Raw genomic sequence first — 14763 nt, 5'->3', positions numbered from 1 at the left:
TTTATTCTTAAAATTAACTATATTAGATAATGTCCAAATTAATACAAATCATAGAAGATGATGAAGCTATCAGGGACGTGATAGAGTACATTTTACAGCAGTCTGAATATGATGTTACAGTAGCATCCAACGCCAAAGAATTTAAGGTGAACCTGTTTAATACCTTGCCTGATTTGATTTTGATGGATGTAAAACTTCCGGATGGAAATGGCATACAATTATGCAGGAAACTTAAACAAAGTCTGGACACCAGGCATATTCCTGTAATTATCATGTCTGCAAATGCTACAGCAGAAGAAAGCAGTAAAGAAGCTTATGCAGATGATTTTATTGCTAAACCTTTTGATCTGGATGAATTGCTAAAACGTATAGAAAAACAATTAGCTTAATCTACCGGCCTTATGAGCTACTATAAAATCGAAATTGAAGGTATTGTTTTCCAGGTGAAACGGTTATCACTAACCGTTCCCCTGTTTAAAGTAATGCATCACGATGGATTTATGGAGATCTATAAAAATCCCTCTTCAGGAACCTGGACTACTTTATTTAATTCCAGCTCCTATAACGACACCGAAGCTTTCCAGATTGGCCCGGAAATAGAAAACTATTACCGGCTGTTTATTTTACTGGCATTTCCTTCCGCCACTCCTATTTAACCGTTGCTGCCCAGGCATCCATTTTAGTTTCGAACACGCCTAAAGGCATAGAACCGTCTTTTAATACCTGGTTGTGAAACTCTGCCAGATTAAATTTAGCACCCAGTTCCTTTTCATACCTGTTTCTTAATTCACGGATCTTCATTGCCCCTGTTTTATAACCCAGGGCCTGTGCAGGTATACCCATATAACGCTCTATTTCTGAAGTAGCATATTCTTTGCTGAGTGCCTCATTGTCCATCATATACTGGATTGCCTGTTCCCTGGTCATGTTTTTTGTATGTATGGCCACATCCACTACCAAACGCACTGCCCGCAGCATTTCATCACCCAAAGCCCCCATATGCTGGTACGGATCGGTATACAAGCCCAGCTCTTTACCTAAAGATTCACAATACAGCGCCCATCCTTCTATGTAGGCATTATGCCCACCGAAACGACGGAAATTCGGTAATGAAGTATTTTCCTGGGTTAACGAGATCTGGTAATGATGACCGGGAATAGCTTCATGAAGAAACAAAGATTCCATTCCCGAGGTGGTATTGAATTTGGTAGCATCAAGGATTGGTACATAAAAAATTCCCGGACGTTTACCATCTGCTGATCCCTGGTTATATTCTGCACTGGCCGAAGCTGCGCGGAAAGCCTCTGTCTGACGGATTTCAAATGGCGTTTTAGGCACATGGGTGAACATCTTTTTAAGGTTCGGCTCCATGCGTTTGTGAATATTGTCAAATGCTGCCAATATCAGCGCCGGTGTTTTATAGGGCGTAAACTTAGGGTCCGTTTTCATGTATTCAAAAAAGGCCTGCAGATTTCCCTTAAAACCGGTTGCAGTTTTTATACTGTCCATCAGCCCATGTATACGGGCAACTTCCTTTAAACCTGTCTGATAAATTTCTTCAGGAGTTTTTGTTGTAGTGGTTTGCTGTTTGACCAGGTAAGTATACATGGCTGTCCCGCCTGGCATAGACGAATACCCGGAAGTAGTCCTGGCTTTTGGCAGGTACTCGTTCTTTAAGAAATTACCAAGTTTTTTATACGTAGGAACGATCACGTTTAGAATAGCTTCGCTATAAGCTGTAGTGAATTTTTGCTTATCTGTTGCTGAAAATGATTTTGGAAGACTATCAATCGGGCCATAGAAAAGGCTTTTCTTAGGGTCGGTCACTACCATACCCAGCATCTGAGGGTACATCTTTACCACCAGGGCTTTAGGCAGAACGATACCGGCGGCGGCACCTTTTTTGAAGTTTCCAATAGCAGTATCTGCCCATACCGAAAATGCGGTAAGCCGTTTTAGCCAGTTATTATAATCTTTTACGGTTTTGAATGGCTGTGCACCTGTACCAGATCCTAACTGCCCCATAGTTAATGGCAATGCGAACATCTGGTTAAAAGGAAGATATTCGAAATGGTAATTGAAACCTTCAAGACTTGTTTCCAGCTCGTCTTTTAAAATATTAAAAGATAATTTATCATTTTCACTAAGCTGTTCAGGATTGTATTTGGTTAAACTGTCCAGGTATTGCTGGTCAAATTTTTTGAACGATTGAATATAGGCAACAGAACCATCATTAGGCAACAGGTCATTATACCTGTTATCACCATTGTAAGTAGCTGTAAATGGATTTAATTTTAAATAATCCTCGTAATATTGTGCGCATAACTTATTGAACTGTGCATTTCCAGTGGCCGCTGTGCCTTTGTCTTTTTGTTTACATCCTACTACAGCGCCCATTACAATCAGGGCAAGAGCTATTCGTTTCATATTTTTGATTCCTGTTTTTACGAAATGAAGATAGGATTTTTTTTCTATTCAACGAGGGTATTGAACCGGGATTCAATATGGTGCCTGGCATGCTGCTGAAAATCTTCCGGTGAAGTGCCTGTCTGTTTTTTAAAGAACCTGCTGAAATAAGGACGATCGGTAAAGCCCAGGTCGTAGGCAATTTCTTTCAATGTATATTCACTATGGATGATCTTCCTTTTAGCTTCCATGATGATCCTGTCGTGAATCAGCTGCATCCCTGTTTTATCGAGTTTTTCCTTTAAGATCTGGTTAAGGCGCTTGGAACTGATACCTAGCGCAGAAGCATAGAATTCTGCATTACGTTCCTGCTGATAATTTTCTTCCAGCAGCATCATAAATTCATACACTCTTTTCTGGTTCACATCCTGTGCCGTAAATACATGTTCTTTAATGCGGATCAGCTTAAGGAGGAAAACTTTAAGCAATGCTTTTAGAATAAAGAAGCTGTTGGATGGCTTGCTGTATTCTTCTTCCAGCAGCGGATAGATCTTTCCTAGCTCTTCTGCATTTTCTATACTAAGCGGCAGGCAGGAAAATTCTCCCTGTATATTAAAGATCTTGAAAATATCCAGGTAAAATTCCTTATCGCCCTCCTCCAGGAAATCCCTTTTAAAGGATAACAATATTCCATTTTTACCTGCTTTATTTAACTGGTGAACCCGATAGGGAGGTATCAGGTAAATCCAGTCGCCCCGCCCGTGTTCTTCTTCTTCTCTAATTGCATGTAATGGAAGTTCATTCTGTAACCATACGATCTCAAAAAAATCTTTCCGCCCCGGATCATTCAGGTAACTTGGGGGGCAATTCTCCAGGTTCCGGATATAGATCAATGAGGTTTCCAATCCCAGGCTTGTATTTTTTTCCATTGTCCAAATATACTTTATCCTAAATGATCGTATTGGACGATCAGGAAATTGAGGTGTATTTATTGCCAATCTCTGTTTTTTTATGTCATTACTGTGATCTTAAGCCAAACTTTTTCCTTAAAGTCCCATAGAATGCGCATATAGTATAACGCAGCCGGCAGCGGTTAAGGCTACCTTTGAAGCCATGAGTGATCAGCAACTTCAAGATACGGCTGCCGGGTTAAAAGCTAACCTGGACCTGATCTTAAAAGAAAATATAAAACTATCAGAACAGCTTGATTTTAATCAGCTCGCTTTGTTGATTCCCTATATTCAGCAGGCCGACCGTATATTTCTGGCTGGCGCAGGCCGCTCCGGTTTGGCTTTACGTTCCGCTGCAATGCGGCTGATGCATTTTGGCCTCACCGTATTTGTTGCCGGGGAAACTACTACACCGGCTATCCGCAATGGCGATCTGCTGATTACTGCTTCCGGATCTGGCACTACCAGTACCATTGTTAAAGCCGCAGAAAAAGCTGTCACTGCAGGTGCACAGGTAGTTTCTTTTTCTACAGGCACAGAATCACCACTGGCTAAACTTTCCGCTGCGGTAATGGTGCTTCCCGCAGCACAAAAAGAAGATCATGGTAAAACCATTTCGGCACAATATGCAGGAAGTTTATTTGAACAGGCCCTGCTTTTATTAACAGACGCTGTTTTTCAAACGATGTGGGATGCAGACGGAACGCCCGCAGAAGAATTATGGAAAAGACATGCCAACCTGGAATAATCCAATAGCTTACAATTACATAAAAAATAAAAACAAAATCATGGCAAAATTACAAGTCGCAATAGATCTGTTAACCACTAAAGACGCATTGGCGTTAGTTGCAAAAATCGCCCCTTATATTGACATTATTGAACTGGGTACCCCTCTGATCAAACAGGAAGGTCTTGCTGTAGTAACAGCAATGAAACAGGCACATCCGGATAAACTGGTTTTTGCTGATATGAAAACTATGGATGCAGGAGAATTAGAAGCAGATATCGCTTTTAAAGCTGGTGCCGACCTGGTAACTGTTCTGGGGGCTGCAGGTGATGCAACAATTATAGGTGCAATCAAAGCTGCTAAAGCACATGGAAAAGGTATCGTAGTTGATACGATCGGAGTAGCCGACCGTGTTAAACGTGCACAGGAAGTCACCAAATTGGGTGCTGAATTTGTAGAATTACACGCAGGTTTAGATGAACAATGGACAGCAGGCTATTCTATCCAGGTGTTAATTGATGAAGCGGCAAGCGCAGGCGTACCTGTTTCTATAGCTGGTGGAGTAAACATCAACAATGTAGCCGCTGTGATTAAAGCAGGCGCTATTGTAGCCGTTGCCGGTGCTGCAATCTACGGTGCAGAAGATCCTGCTGCCGCAGCTAAAGCATTGCGTGAAGCAATTGATGCGGTATAATAAGTAGCAATAGTATTACAAAGGAGGATTAGACGATAGAAACGTCAATCCTCCTTTGTGTTGGAACAATATTTGCAGATAAATAAAAAATAATGGCCAAATTTAACAACATATGACCAAAAGAATCCACGTATTGGAAGATGATAGCGATATCAGGTATATTATAGAGTATTTGCTAAAAGATGAGGGTTATGAACTTCAGCTTTCTTCATCAGTAAGTGAACTAAAAAACAAACTCCGGGACGCTTTGCCCGATCTGTTTATCATTGACGTCATGCTGCCTGATGGTAATGGTATAGAAATTTGCGACGACCTAAAAAATGATATGTTTACCAAACATATTCCCGTTATTGTGATGTCTGCAAATCCAAGAAGTAAGCAGATGAGCTCACAGGCTTGTGCGGATGATTATATCAGCAAGCCATTTGACCTGGATGATGTAGTGAAAAGGATCAATAACCTGTTGAATAAAAAGAAGGTTTAACCCAATTTTTATTTCAGATATTTTAACATCAGACCGGCTGTACGGGCCGAAGCACCGGGCTCTCCCATTACCCCTGCTAAATCATTATAGTCTTCCATCATCATCATTCTTTTTGGTCCTGATACTAATCCTACAAGTTCATCAGTAATATTAATTGTATTACAGTCGTTCTGGATCAGCTCGGTTACCACCTCCCTGTTCATGATCAGGTTAACCAATGAAATAAATTTAATATTGACCAGCATCCTGGCAATAGCAATAGAAATAGCCCCTCCTTTATAAACTACTACCTGTGGTACCTTAAATAAGGCAGTTTCCAGCGTAGCTGTACCTGAAGCCACAACGGCAGTGCTGGCAACATGTAACAGATCGTAAGTCTGGCCAAATACCAGTTTTACATTTTTTGCCCCGATAAACTGCTGGTAATAGACAACAGGGAAGCTCGGCGCCCCGGCTACTACAAATACATGATCAGGGAAACTTTCTATCACGCTCAGCATCACAGGTAACAACCTTTCTATTTCCTGTTTCCGGCTTCCCGGCAGCAGCGCAATAATTTCTGTATCGCCCAGATTGTTCTTCTGCCTGAAATCTTCATTCGGTACAAAAGCTGATTTTTCATCCAGCAAAGGATTGCCCACATAGTCTACTTCCATCCCCCATTCCCGATAAAAATCTACCTCAAAAGGAAGGATACAGAACATTTTGTCGACTATCATTTTTATTTTGAGGACCCTTTTCTGGTTCCATGCCCACACCTTAGGAGAGATATAATAGAACACTTTTATCCCTTTTTCTTTGGCAAAAGCGGCAATCTTTGCGTTAAAGCCAAAATAATCAATCAGGATGAGCACATCAGGTGCATAGGCCTGAATATCTGCCTTACAGGTTTTCATGTTCCTCAGGATCGTTTGCAGGTTGAGCACTACCTCGGTAAAACCCATAAAGGCCAGTTCCGAATAATGTTTAGCCAGATCTCCCCCTTCGGCTTTCATTTTATCGCCGCCAAAGTACCTGAATGATGCTTTTGCGTCCTTCTCTTTCAGCGCCTTCATTAAGTTAGCTCCATGGAGATCGCCCGAGGCTTCCCCTGCTACAAGGTAGTACTTCATGGCTTTGATATTTTATAAACAAAGAAAAGCAGCGCCCAGATAAAGGTGGCACTTAAAACTCCCCGGCCTGTATTTTCCTGGTTAACCTTAAAAAAGTATTTCAGCAGTAAGGCATTAACCGCGATACAGCCAATCAGCAGCAGATCTGCCTTAGCCAGCATCGCCACCCTGTGCATGATAAACCATACTATAGCCAGCAGTGCGCCAGGAACAAAAATACCTATGCCAAAGCCCGACCAAACGCTATCCTGAATTCTTTTAATCATTAAATGTCCATGAATTTAATACCGGAATAGCGTGATGTGCGGTCAGATCAAACTGAACAGGAACTACAGAGACAAATCCATTATCCAGGGCCCAAACATCAGTATCTTCTCCCTTATCGTTATTTTGAAATACCCCCGTTAGCCAATAATATGGACGTCCGTAAGGGTCTTTACGTTCATCAAATTCTTCAGCCCATTTTGCATTGGCCTGACGGCATATTTTTATTCCTTTTAACCCCGGTCCCTTTGGAAAATTGACATTCAGCAGCGTAGCCTGTGGCAAGCCATTTTCCAGTACCTGACGGGCAATTTTAGTAACAAACTTTAAGCAATGACTAAAGTCAGCTTCTTCACTATAATCATCCAGCGAAAAACCAATTGACGGAATACCCTCAATTGCCCCTTCAACAGCAGCAGACATGGTTCCTGAATAAATGACATTGATGGAATTGTTCAATCCGTGGTTGATCCCTGAAACACACAGGTCAGGTTTTTTACCTTTAAATATTTTGTTGACAGCCAATTTTACACAGTCAACCGGCGTACCCGAACACTTGTACATTTCTACACCTTCATACAGATGCACGGTATCAAAACGCAGTGGTTTTCCGATAGTGATGGCATGTCCCATGCCAGACTGAGGCCCATCGGGCGCTACTACAACTACGTTTCCCAGTTCTTTAACTGCTTCAATCAGATTTCTTATACCCGGTGCAGTTACACCATCATCGTTTACCACTAAAATATTGGGTTTGGAGTGATCTCTCTTCATAAGGGTAAAAGTACAAGATAATAGGTCAATATTGTGAAAAATTCATATTTCAAAAGTATATTTGAAGATAACTTATTTAATGAGAAGCCGTAATGATGTTAACTGAAATAGCAATATGTAACAGTTAGCGAATTACATTAAACCTAATTACAACCAAATGAAGAAAAATTTACTAATGCTCTCCTGTTTTCTATTTTCCGGGTCGGCACTGTTCGCACAAAACAGTTATCAGTGGAAAACAGCCAGTTCTGCAGGTTATACTTACAAGTATGTAACCAACGACCCTACCCAATCACGTTTTTACACGCTAAAAAACGGATTAACAGTAATCCTTTCCGAGAATGCCAAGGAACCGAGTATTGAATACCGTATGGCCGTAAGGGCAGGTAGTAATACCGATCCCAGAACGTCTACCGGACTGGCCCATTACCTGGAACACTTGTTGTTTAAAGGGACCGACCGTTTTGGAACGATGGATTACGCTAAAGAAAAACCATATCTGGATAAAATAGAAGCGCTGTATGAGAAATATCACGCCACTACAGATCCGGTAAAACGCAAAGAGATCTACGCAGAAATCGACAAAACTTCGGGCGAAGCCTCTAACTATTCTATCGCCAATGAGTATGATAAAATGATGAAGTCGATCGGCGGACAGTCAACCAATGCACACACCTGGTATGAGGAAACGATTTATAATGAAGATTTCCCTTCCAATAACACAGATAAATTCCTGGCCCTGCAGGCCGAACGTTTCCGCAACCCGGTGTTCCGTATTTTCCATACCGAACTGGAAGCTGTTTATGAGGAAAAAAACCGCGGACTGGATAATGATGCTGCAAAGGTAGGTGAGAAAATGAACGCCCTGCTTTTCCCTACGCATAACTATGGTCAGCAAACCACCATTGGTACCATTGAACATTTAAAAAACCCTTCATTGGTAGAAATCAGAAAGTTCTATAACAAATATTATGTGCCTAACAATATGGCCATTGTTTTATCAGGTGATTTTAAAGCCGATGAAATGATTAAAAAGGTAGATGCAGATTTCTCTTATATGCAGCCTAAACCTTTTGCACCTTATAGTCCTGCACCTGAAAAACCACTGACCAAGATTCAGGTAGCCGATATTTACGGCCCCAGTGCAGAGTCTGTAAGAATAGGTTACAGAGGTTATGCAGAAACTACCAGGCAAAGCCTTCTGCTGGACTTAATGTCGAGCATCCTGGCCAATGGCAAAGCTGGTTTGATGGACATCAACCTGAATAAAAAACAAATGGTACTGAGCTCAGCAGCCGGTTATCAGCAAATGAAAGATTATGGAATTTTCATTTTAACGGCCCAGCCTAAACAAGGACAAACACTGGAAGAAGCGAAACAACTGCTGATGGATCAAATCACGCTATTGAAAAAAGGTGATTTTGATGAAAGCCTGATCAAAGCTACAGTAGCCAATACCAAACTGGCCCTGCTGGAAGCTTTTGATAAAAACGACTTCCGCGTAGAAACAGTAGCCAATGAGTTTATCCTGAACCGCGGTACGAAATGGGACAAAGACCTGAATAGTAATGATGAAATGGCCAGGGTGACCAAAAAAGAAGTAGTGGATTTCGCCAATCAGTTCTTTAAGGATGATTACGTAGTGATCTTAAAACACAAAGGTGAAGACAAAAGCATCATTAAGGTTGAAAAACCCGCTATTACAGCGGTAAAAACCAATGCTAACGAAACTTCAGCATTCACAAAAAACCTGCTGGGAATACCTTCTAAACCTATAGAAGCCAAATTCCTGGATTATGCTAAAGACCTGAATTTCGGTAAAGCAGGTATCGCTGATGTAGTAACCGTTCAAAATAAGAATAACAGTATTTTCAACCTCAGCTACCGCTTTGAAATGGGTGCATGGAACAATAAACTGGCACCTTATGCAGCCAGGTACCTTACCTATTTAAGTACAGATAAATATACTGCAGAAGAGATCAGCAAGCAATTTTATAACATTGCCTGTACCTATACTTTTACAGTAACCAATGACGTAACTACCATAAATATCAGCGGACTGCAGGAGAATTTTGATCAGGCTGTTAATCTGGTAGAACATGTTTTTGCCAATTGCAAAGCCAATGAGCATGCGCTGGAAGAGTTAAAAAGCAGTACATTAAAACTTAGGGAAAACAATAAATTGAACAAGGGGGCTATTTTAAACGGTTTAACCAGCTATGCACAATTCGGCCCGCAAAACCCTTCTAATTTTGTATTGTCTAATGACGAAGTGAAACAAATGACATCTGCTCAATTGCTGGATATCATTCACCACCTGAAAGAATACAAACACACGATCAATTATTACGGTCCTGAAACACTGGATGCTTTTAGTAAGGACATCACAAAAGTACATGTGCTGCCAGCAGCATTTACAGAAGCAGCACCGGCACAACATTTCAACTATATGGCGAATACAGACAACCAGGTTTATTTTGCCAACTACGATATGGTGCAGTCAGAGATTCGCTGGGTAAGGAACAATGGTGCTTATGATCCTGCATTGGGTGCGAAGATCGACCTGTTTAACAATTATTTCGGCGGCGGTATGGGCTCTGTTGTTTTCCAGACCATCAGGGAATCTAAGGCACTGGCCTATTCCACATTTGCCGTTTTTGTTAGCCCGGATAAAAAAGACAAAGATTATACGCTGATAGCTTATGTAGGAAGCCAGGCTGATAAAATGACTGATGCCGTAGGCGCCATGAACGAGTTGCTGAATGTATTGCCAGAATCTGAAAAGAACTTTGTTTCGTCCAGATCTAATGCGATGAATTCAATCGAAACTTCCAGGATCACCAAAAACGATATTATTCTTCATTATTATGCAGATAAAAGACTGGGACTGGATCATGAAGCAAGAATGGATGAATACAATGGTTTAAAACCGCTCACCTTTACTGACATCAAAACTTTCCATGATGAAAGGGTAGCTAATAAACCATACAATTATTGTATTGTGGCTTCTGATAAAAAAGTAAAAACAGAAGACCTGCAGAAATTCGGCAAGCTGAATACGCTTACACTGGAGCAGATATTCGGTTATTAAGATAGCTGTCTATCACATAAAAAAAGCGATCCCGGCCAAGGCCAGGATCGCTTTTTTTATGTGATGTGGTAAAGGCTTACAAAGATTTCAGCCAATGGATCAACTCATCACGGCTTTTACCCGTTTTTTGTTGTAATTTTCCATAAAGCTCATCATCCTTACCTTCTTCATGTGTCAAATCATCTTCGGTAAGGTCGCCATAAGCTTGTTTAACTTTACCTTTTATTTCGTTCCATTTTCCTTTTAATTCTAAATTATCCATGATCGTATGTTTTTTTATGAGTAGTCTGATAAAAACACAGCAGCATAAAAATTGTTTTTGATACAACCAAAGGCTGATTAAAATTTAAGGACAATGACTATAATTTTTTAGCAGCGGTAATGATCTCTTCTACTACCGTCGGATCCAGCAGCGTACTGATATCTCCAAGGTTCTCCGTATCGCCCTCGGCAATTTTCCTCAGGATACGACGCATGATTTTTCCGGAACGTGTTTTTGGCAATCCGGTTACAAATAAAATTTTATCCGGTTTGGCAATCGCACCGATCACACGGGTAACTGTTTGCAGGATATCTTTTTTAGTCAGCTCAGATTCACTATGCAGCTTAGGATAGATCACAAAGGCATAGATTCCCTGTCCTTTGATCTCATGCGGATAACCTACCACGGCACTTTCAACCACCCCGGCATGCATGTTAATCGCATTTTCCACTTCGGCTGTGCCAATACGGTGTCCTGAAACGTTGATCACATCATCTACCCTTCCGGTTATTTTATAATAACCATCTTCATCCCTCATACAACCATCACCTGTAAAATAGAGGTTTGGATAAGTAGAAAAATAGGTTTGCTTACAGCGTTCATGATCGCCATAAGTTGTCCTCAGCATGCCTGGCCATGGGAACTTGATGCATAGGTTTCCATTTACCCCATTCCCTTCAATTTCATTACCCTGTTCATCCACCAGGATAGGCTGGATACCAGGCAAAGGCAGTGTTGCACAGGCAGGTTTTAATGGTGTAACAAAAGCAATCGGAGAAATCATCAGCCCCCCGGTTTCAGTTTGCCACCAGGTATCTACTATAGGGCAGTTTTTATGTCCTACCTCTTCATCAAACCAGTGCCATGCTTCTTCGTTGATCGGTTCTCCTACAGAGCCCAGCACCCTTAAGCTGCTCAGGTCGATACCTTCCAGCGGTTCTTTACCATAACTCATTAAGGAGCGGATAGCTGTTGGTGCAGTATATAAAATATTAACTTTATGTTTTTCTACTACTTCCCATAACCTTGAAGGTGTAGGATAAGTAGGTACTCCTTCAAACATCAATGTAGTGGCTCCTTGTGACAGAGGCCCGTAAACGATATAAGAGTGACCAGTGATCCAGCCAATATCAGCTGTACAGAAGAACACTTCTCCCGGCTGGTAATTAAACGCATTGGAGAAGGTATAACCGGCATAAACCATATAACCTCCAACCGTATGTACCACGCCTTTAGGTTTGCCCGTAGAGCCGGAAGTATATAAGATAAACAGCATATCTTCCGCATCCATCATTTCAGGGGGACAGTTGGTATCTACGAGTTTTATTTCATCTTCAAACCACAAATCGCGACCTTTTAACATCGATACTGGTGTACGCGTATGGGTCAGTACAATCACTTTTTCTACAGTAGGGCAGCCGATCAGCGCATCATCGATCACGTCTTTCAGCTGTATCTGCTTATTACCACGGAACGAACCATCAGCGGTGATCACCAGCTTACAGGCAGAATCGTTGATCCTGTCGGCAATAGACTTGGCAGAAAAACCACCGAAGATCACGGAGTGCACCGCACCAATACGGGCACAGGCCAGTACGGCAACAGCCAGTTCTGGTACCATAGGCATATAGATACAGATACGGTCGCCTTTTACCACGCCATTTTTCTTCAGCACATTGGCAAAACGGCAAACCTGCTCATGAAGGATTTTATAAGTTAAGGTTACGCTCGGCTTCTCAGGATCATTGGATTCCCAGATGATTGCAGGCGTATCGCCATTTTCTGCCAGGTGGCGGTCCAGACAGTTTTCAGTAATATTTAATTTTGCCCCTTCAAACCATTTGATATTAGGCTCGGTGAAATTCCAGGACAATACTTTGTCCCACTTCTTTTTCCATAGAAAATTTTCAGCTATTCCGGCCCAGAATTGTTCTGGCCATTCCACACTGAAACGATACGTTTGCTCATACTCGGTTAAAGACTTGATTTGCATAAAACTTGTTAATTTGGAGATACTATAATAGTCAAATATATAGGAATGCAATCTATAAAAATCATTCTTATTGCAAAATTATTAACAGATCTGTTGCAGATAATTAGTGGCATAGGAAGATCTAAACGCGATAAGGCTTATATTTGCGCTGCGTTTACACGAAATTGCATTCAGACAGCTGGCTGATTTTATATTATTTTGAAAAATAATCGCATGTAGTATTGATCGTTACAATTATTTTAGTGATATTTGCACACTCTTAAAAAATTAAGCGAAGAACAATTTAAAATATATATTAAGGCATGTCTAGAGTTTGTGATTTAACCGGAAAAAAGGCAATGAGTGGTTTTAATGTTTCTCATTCAAACACTAAAACTAAACGTAAGTTTTATCCCAACTTACAACTTCAGAAATTTTATATTCCTGATGAAGACCGTTGGATAACACTGAAAGTTTCTACTTCAGCTATTAAAACCATCAATAAGATTGGTATTACTGAAGCGATCAACCGTTTCGTTAAAAAAGGATTTTTGTAAAAAACATTGTTGATGTGAAATCAACTAAAATAATAAAAAGATGGCAAAAAAAGGTAACAGAGTACAAGTTATTCTAGAATGTACAGAGCATAAAACTAGCGGCATGCCTGGTATGTCTAGATATATCTCTACAAAAAACCGTAAAAACACTACAGAGAGATTAGAATTGAAAAAATTCAATCCAGTGTTGAAAAAAGTAACTGTACATAAAGAAATTAAGTAATAACTTTCAATCTATTTAGATCATGGCAAAAAAGGTAGTTGCAACCCTAAAAACGGGTAAAGGTAAAGAATATTCAAAAGTTATCACGATGACAAAATCACCTAAATCAGGTGCTTACTCTTTCAAAGAAGTTATCGTTCATAACGATCACGTTAACGATGCTATTACTGATCCTCAAGGTAAGTAATTTTAATATTTAATCATATTAAAGCCGTCCCTTCATTCTGGGAGGGCTTTTTTTGTTTTCATCTACATTTCTATGGGATTATTTGATTTTTTCAAGAAAAAGGAAACTGCTCCTGAGGCCCAGGAAGCATTAAACAAAGGTTTAGAGAAAACTAAAGAAGGATTCCTGAGCAAAATCACCAAAGCTGTTGCCGGAAAGTCGACAGTAGACGATGATGTACTCGATAATCTGGAGGAAGTTCTCGTTACTTCCGACGTAGGCGTAACTACTACACTGAAGATCATTGAGCGGATACAGGAAAGGGTAGCCAGGGATAAATATTTATCTACTTCCCAGCTGAATGTCCTGCTCCGCGATGAGATCCAGCTGCTGCTGGCTGAGAATAACAGTAATGATTTTCGCAGCTTTGAGTATGGCGACCATAAACCTTATGTGATCATGGTAGTCGGTGTAAATGGCGTAGGTAAAACTACTACCATTGGCAAACTGGCCTACAAGCTGAAAGCAGAAGGGCTGAAAGTAGTACTGGGCGCCGCCGATACTTTCAGGGCTGCCGCCGTAGAACAGATCAAGTTATGGGGCGAACGTATTGATGTACGCGTAGTTGCACAGGCAATGGGTTCAGATCCTGCTTCGGTAGCCTTTGACACCATACAATCTGCCGTAGCCAATGGCGACGATGTAGTGATTATCGACACCGCAGGACGTCTGCATAATAAGATCGGACTGATGAATGAGCTGGGCAAGATCAAAAAAGTGATGGAGAAGGTAATTCCCGGTGCACCACATGAGATCTTACTCGTACTAGACGGTTCCACAGGTCAAAATGCGTTTGAACAATGCAAACAGTTTACTGAAGCTACAGACGTAAATGCATTAGCGATTACCAAACTGGACGGCACGGCCAAAGGCGGTGTAGTGATCGGTATTTCCGACCAGTTTAAGATCCCCGTTAAGTACATCGGGGTTGGTGAAGGTGTAAACGACCTTCAATTATTTGATAAAAAAGCTTTTGTCGACGGCCTGTTTAAATAGGTTGTCAGTTTAAAGCATATATACA

17 protein-coding genes are annotated in these 14763 nt (G+C 41.0%); 10 read left to right on the top strand and 7 right to left on the bottom strand.

Features of this window, described 5'->3' with window-relative positions:
* Positions 1–29 precede the first annotated feature (29 nt).
* Both GSQ84_RS12670 and GSQ84_RS12665 read left to right on the top strand, forming a co-directional pair.
* Positions 30–389, top strand: coding sequence for a response regulator transcription factor (locus tag GSQ84_RS12670; protein ID WP_158797643.1), 360 nt, complete (start codon positions 30–32; stop codon positions 387–389).
* A 12-nt stretch (positions 390–401) separates the two neighbouring features.
* Complete coding sequence (locus tag GSQ84_RS12665) at positions 402–656, top strand: hypothetical protein (protein WP_158797642.1); 255 nt, start codon at positions 402–404, stop codon at positions 654–656.
* Here GSQ84_RS12665 and GSQ84_RS12660 read toward each other — a convergent pair.
* Entirely contained in the window at positions 649–2427 is a 1779-nt protein-coding gene (locus GSQ84_RS12660; protein WP_158797641.1) for a DUF885 family protein, read from the bottom strand. The genes GSQ84_RS12665 and GSQ84_RS12660 overlap by 8 nt on opposite strands.
* Positions 2428–2471: 44 nt before the next feature.
* Positions 2472–3335 (bottom strand): helix-turn-helix domain-containing protein, encoded by an 864-nt coding sequence (locus GSQ84_RS12655; RefSeq protein ID WP_158797640.1) that lies wholly within the window; start codon positions 3333–3335, stop codon positions 2472–2474.
* A gap of 184 nt (positions 3336–3519) precedes the next feature.
* Between GSQ84_RS12655 and hxlB the strand changes: the two genes are divergently transcribed.
* From hxlB to GSQ84_RS12640, 3 genes are all read left to right on the top strand, one after another.
* Entirely contained in the window at positions 3520–4104 is a 585-nt protein-coding gene (gene hxlB, locus GSQ84_RS12650) for a 6-phospho-3-hexuloisomerase (RefSeq protein ID WP_158797639.1), read from the top strand.
* Positions 4105–4144: 40 nt separating this feature from the next.
* Positions 4145–4777: a 3-hexulose-6-phosphate synthase gene (hxlA, locus tag GSQ84_RS12645; protein WP_158797638.1), complete on the top strand. Its 633-nt coding sequence runs from the start codon at positions 4145–4147 to the stop codon at positions 4775–4777.
* A 112-nt stretch (positions 4778–4889) separates the two neighbouring features.
* Positions 4890–5261, top strand: coding sequence for a response regulator transcription factor (locus tag GSQ84_RS12640; protein WP_158797637.1), 372 nt, complete (start codon positions 4890–4892; stop codon positions 5259–5261).
* Between the two features lie 8 nt (positions 5262–5269).
* Here the strand turns inward: GSQ84_RS12640 and lpxB are convergent, their stop codons facing one another.
* The 3 genes from lpxB to surE are packed head-to-tail and all read right to left on the bottom strand — an operon-like array spanning position 5270 to position 7411.
* Complete coding sequence (lpxB, locus tag GSQ84_RS12635) at positions 5270–6373, bottom strand: lipid-A-disaccharide synthase (protein WP_158797636.1); 1104 nt, start codon at positions 6371–6373, stop codon at positions 5270–5272.
* Positions 6370–6639: a stationary phase survival protein SurE gene (locus tag GSQ84_RS12630; protein WP_158797635.1), complete on the bottom strand. Its 270-nt coding sequence runs from the start codon at positions 6637–6639 to the stop codon at positions 6370–6372. The genes lpxB and GSQ84_RS12630 overlap by 4 nt, the downstream gene beginning before the upstream one ends.
* Complete coding sequence (gene surE, locus GSQ84_RS12625) at positions 6632–7411, bottom strand: 5'/3'-nucleotidase SurE (protein WP_158797634.1); 780 nt, start codon at positions 7409–7411, stop codon at positions 6632–6634. Before surE ends, GSQ84_RS12630 begins: the two co-directional genes overlap by 8 nt.
* A gap of 157 nt (positions 7412–7568) precedes the next feature.
* Here surE and GSQ84_RS12620 point away from each other — a divergent pair, with 157 nt between their 5' ends.
* Entirely contained in the window at positions 7569–10502 is a 2934-nt protein-coding gene (locus tag GSQ84_RS12620) for a pitrilysin family protein (RefSeq protein ID WP_158797633.1), read from the top strand.
* 76 nt (positions 10503–10578) lie between these two features.
* Here GSQ84_RS12620 and GSQ84_RS12615 read toward each other — a convergent pair whose 3' ends face one another.
* Both GSQ84_RS12615 and acs read right to left on the bottom strand, forming a co-directional pair.
* Positions 10579–10764, bottom strand: a complete 186-nt coding sequence (locus GSQ84_RS12615) for a CsbD family protein (RefSeq protein ID WP_158797632.1) — start codon at positions 10762–10764, stop codon at positions 10579–10581.
* 97 nt (positions 10765–10861) lie between these two features.
* Positions 10862–12757 carry an acetate--CoA ligase gene (gene acs / locus GSQ84_RS12610; protein WP_158797631.1) on the bottom strand — a complete coding sequence of 632 codons (1896 nt, stop codon included), beginning with the start codon at positions 12755–12757 and terminating at the stop codon, positions 10862–10864.
* A 302-nt stretch (positions 12758–13059) separates the two neighbouring features.
* Between acs and rpmB the strand changes: the two genes are divergently transcribed.
* The 4 genes from rpmB to ftsY all read left to right on the top strand — a co-directional run bounded on the left by rpmB (position 13060) and on the right by ftsY (position 14738).
* Entirely contained in the window at positions 13060–13293 is a 234-nt protein-coding gene (gene rpmB, locus GSQ84_RS12605) for a 50S ribosomal protein L28 (protein WP_158797630.1), read from the top strand.
* A 40-nt stretch (positions 13294–13333) separates the two neighbouring features.
* Positions 13334–13516, top strand: coding sequence for a 50S ribosomal protein L33 (rpmG, locus tag GSQ84_RS12600; RefSeq protein ID WP_008242799.1), 183 nt, complete (start codon positions 13334–13336; stop codon positions 13514–13516).
* Between the two features lie 22 nt (positions 13517–13538).
* A complete protein-coding gene (locus tag GSQ84_RS12595) occupies positions 13539–13703 on the top strand; it encodes a DUF4295 domain-containing protein (protein ID WP_158797629.1) in 165 nt (54 codons plus the stop codon).
* A gap of 72 nt (positions 13704–13775) precedes the next feature.
* On the top strand, positions 13776–14738 hold the full coding sequence (gene ftsY, locus GSQ84_RS12590) for a signal recognition particle-docking protein FtsY (RefSeq protein ID WP_158797628.1): 963 nt from the start codon (positions 13776–13778) through the stop codon (positions 14736–14738).
* Positions 14739–14763: the final 25 nt, after the last annotated feature.

The sequence above is a fragment of the Pedobacter sp. L105 genome (genome assembly GCF_009765875.1).
Lineage (GTDB): Bacteria > Bacteroidota > Bacteroidia > Sphingobacteriales > Sphingobacteriaceae > Pedobacter.
The sequence above is the reverse complement of the archived record's forward strand: the minus strand, read 5'-3'. Positions and strand labels throughout refer to the sequence as shown.

Excerpts from the sequence above, each read along its gene's own strand:
- GSQ84_RS12670 (WP_158797643.1), top strand. The coding sequence starts at position 30 with ATGTCCAAATTAATACAAATCATAGAAGATGATGAAGCTATCAGGGAC.
- GSQ84_RS12665 (WP_158797642.1), top strand. The coding sequence starts at position 402 with ATGAGCTACTATAAAATCGAAATTGAAGGTATTGTTTTCCAGGTGAAA.
- GSQ84_RS12660 (WP_158797641.1), bottom strand. The coding sequence starts at position 2,427 with ATGAAACGAATAGCTCTTGCCCTGATTGTAATGGGCGCTGTAGTAGGA.
- GSQ84_RS12655 (WP_158797640.1), bottom strand. The coding sequence starts at position 3,335 with ATGGAAAAAAATACAAGCCTGGGATTGGAAACCTCATTGATCTATATC.
- hxlB (WP_158797639.1), top strand. The coding sequence starts at position 3,520 with ATGAGTGATCAGCAACTTCAAGATACGGCTGCCGGGTTAAAAGCTAAC.
- hxlA (WP_158797638.1), top strand. The coding sequence starts at position 4,145 with ATGGCAAAATTACAAGTCGCAATAGATCTGTTAACCACTAAAGACGCA.
- GSQ84_RS12640 (WP_158797637.1), top strand. The coding sequence starts at position 4,890 with ATGACCAAAAGAATCCACGTATTGGAAGATGATAGCGATATCAGGTAT.
- lpxB (WP_158797636.1), bottom strand. The coding sequence starts at position 6,373 with ATGAAGTACTACCTTGTAGCAGGGGAAGCCTCGGGCGATCTCCATGGA.
- GSQ84_RS12630 (WP_158797635.1), bottom strand. The coding sequence starts at position 6,639 with ATGATTAAAAGAATTCAGGATAGCGTTTGGTCGGGCTTTGGCATAGGT.
- surE (WP_158797634.1), bottom strand. The coding sequence starts at position 7,411 with ATGAAGAGAGATCACTCCAAACCCAATATTTTAGTGGTAAACGATGAT.
- GSQ84_RS12620 (WP_158797633.1), top strand. The coding sequence starts at position 7,569 with ATGAAGAAAAATTTACTAATGCTCTCCTGTTTTCTATTTTCCGGGTCG.
- GSQ84_RS12615 (WP_158797632.1), bottom strand. The coding sequence starts at position 10,764 with ATGGATAATTTAGAATTAAAAGGAAAATGGAACGAAATAAAAGGTAAA.
- acs (WP_158797631.1), bottom strand. The coding sequence starts at position 12,757 with ATGCAAATCAAGTCTTTAACCGAGTATGAGCAAACGTATCGTTTCAGT.
- rpmB (WP_158797630.1), top strand. The coding sequence starts at position 13,060 with ATGTCTAGAGTTTGTGATTTAACCGGAAAAAAGGCAATGAGTGGTTTT.
- rpmG (WP_008242799.1), top strand. The coding sequence starts at position 13,334 with ATGGCAAAAAAAGGTAACAGAGTACAAGTTATTCTAGAATGTACAGAG.
- GSQ84_RS12595 (WP_158797629.1), top strand. The coding sequence starts at position 13,539 with ATGGCAAAAAAGGTAGTTGCAACCCTAAAAACGGGTAAAGGTAAAGAA.
- ftsY (WP_158797628.1), top strand. The coding sequence starts at position 13,776 with ATGGGATTATTTGATTTTTTCAAGAAAAAGGAAACTGCTCCTGAGGCC.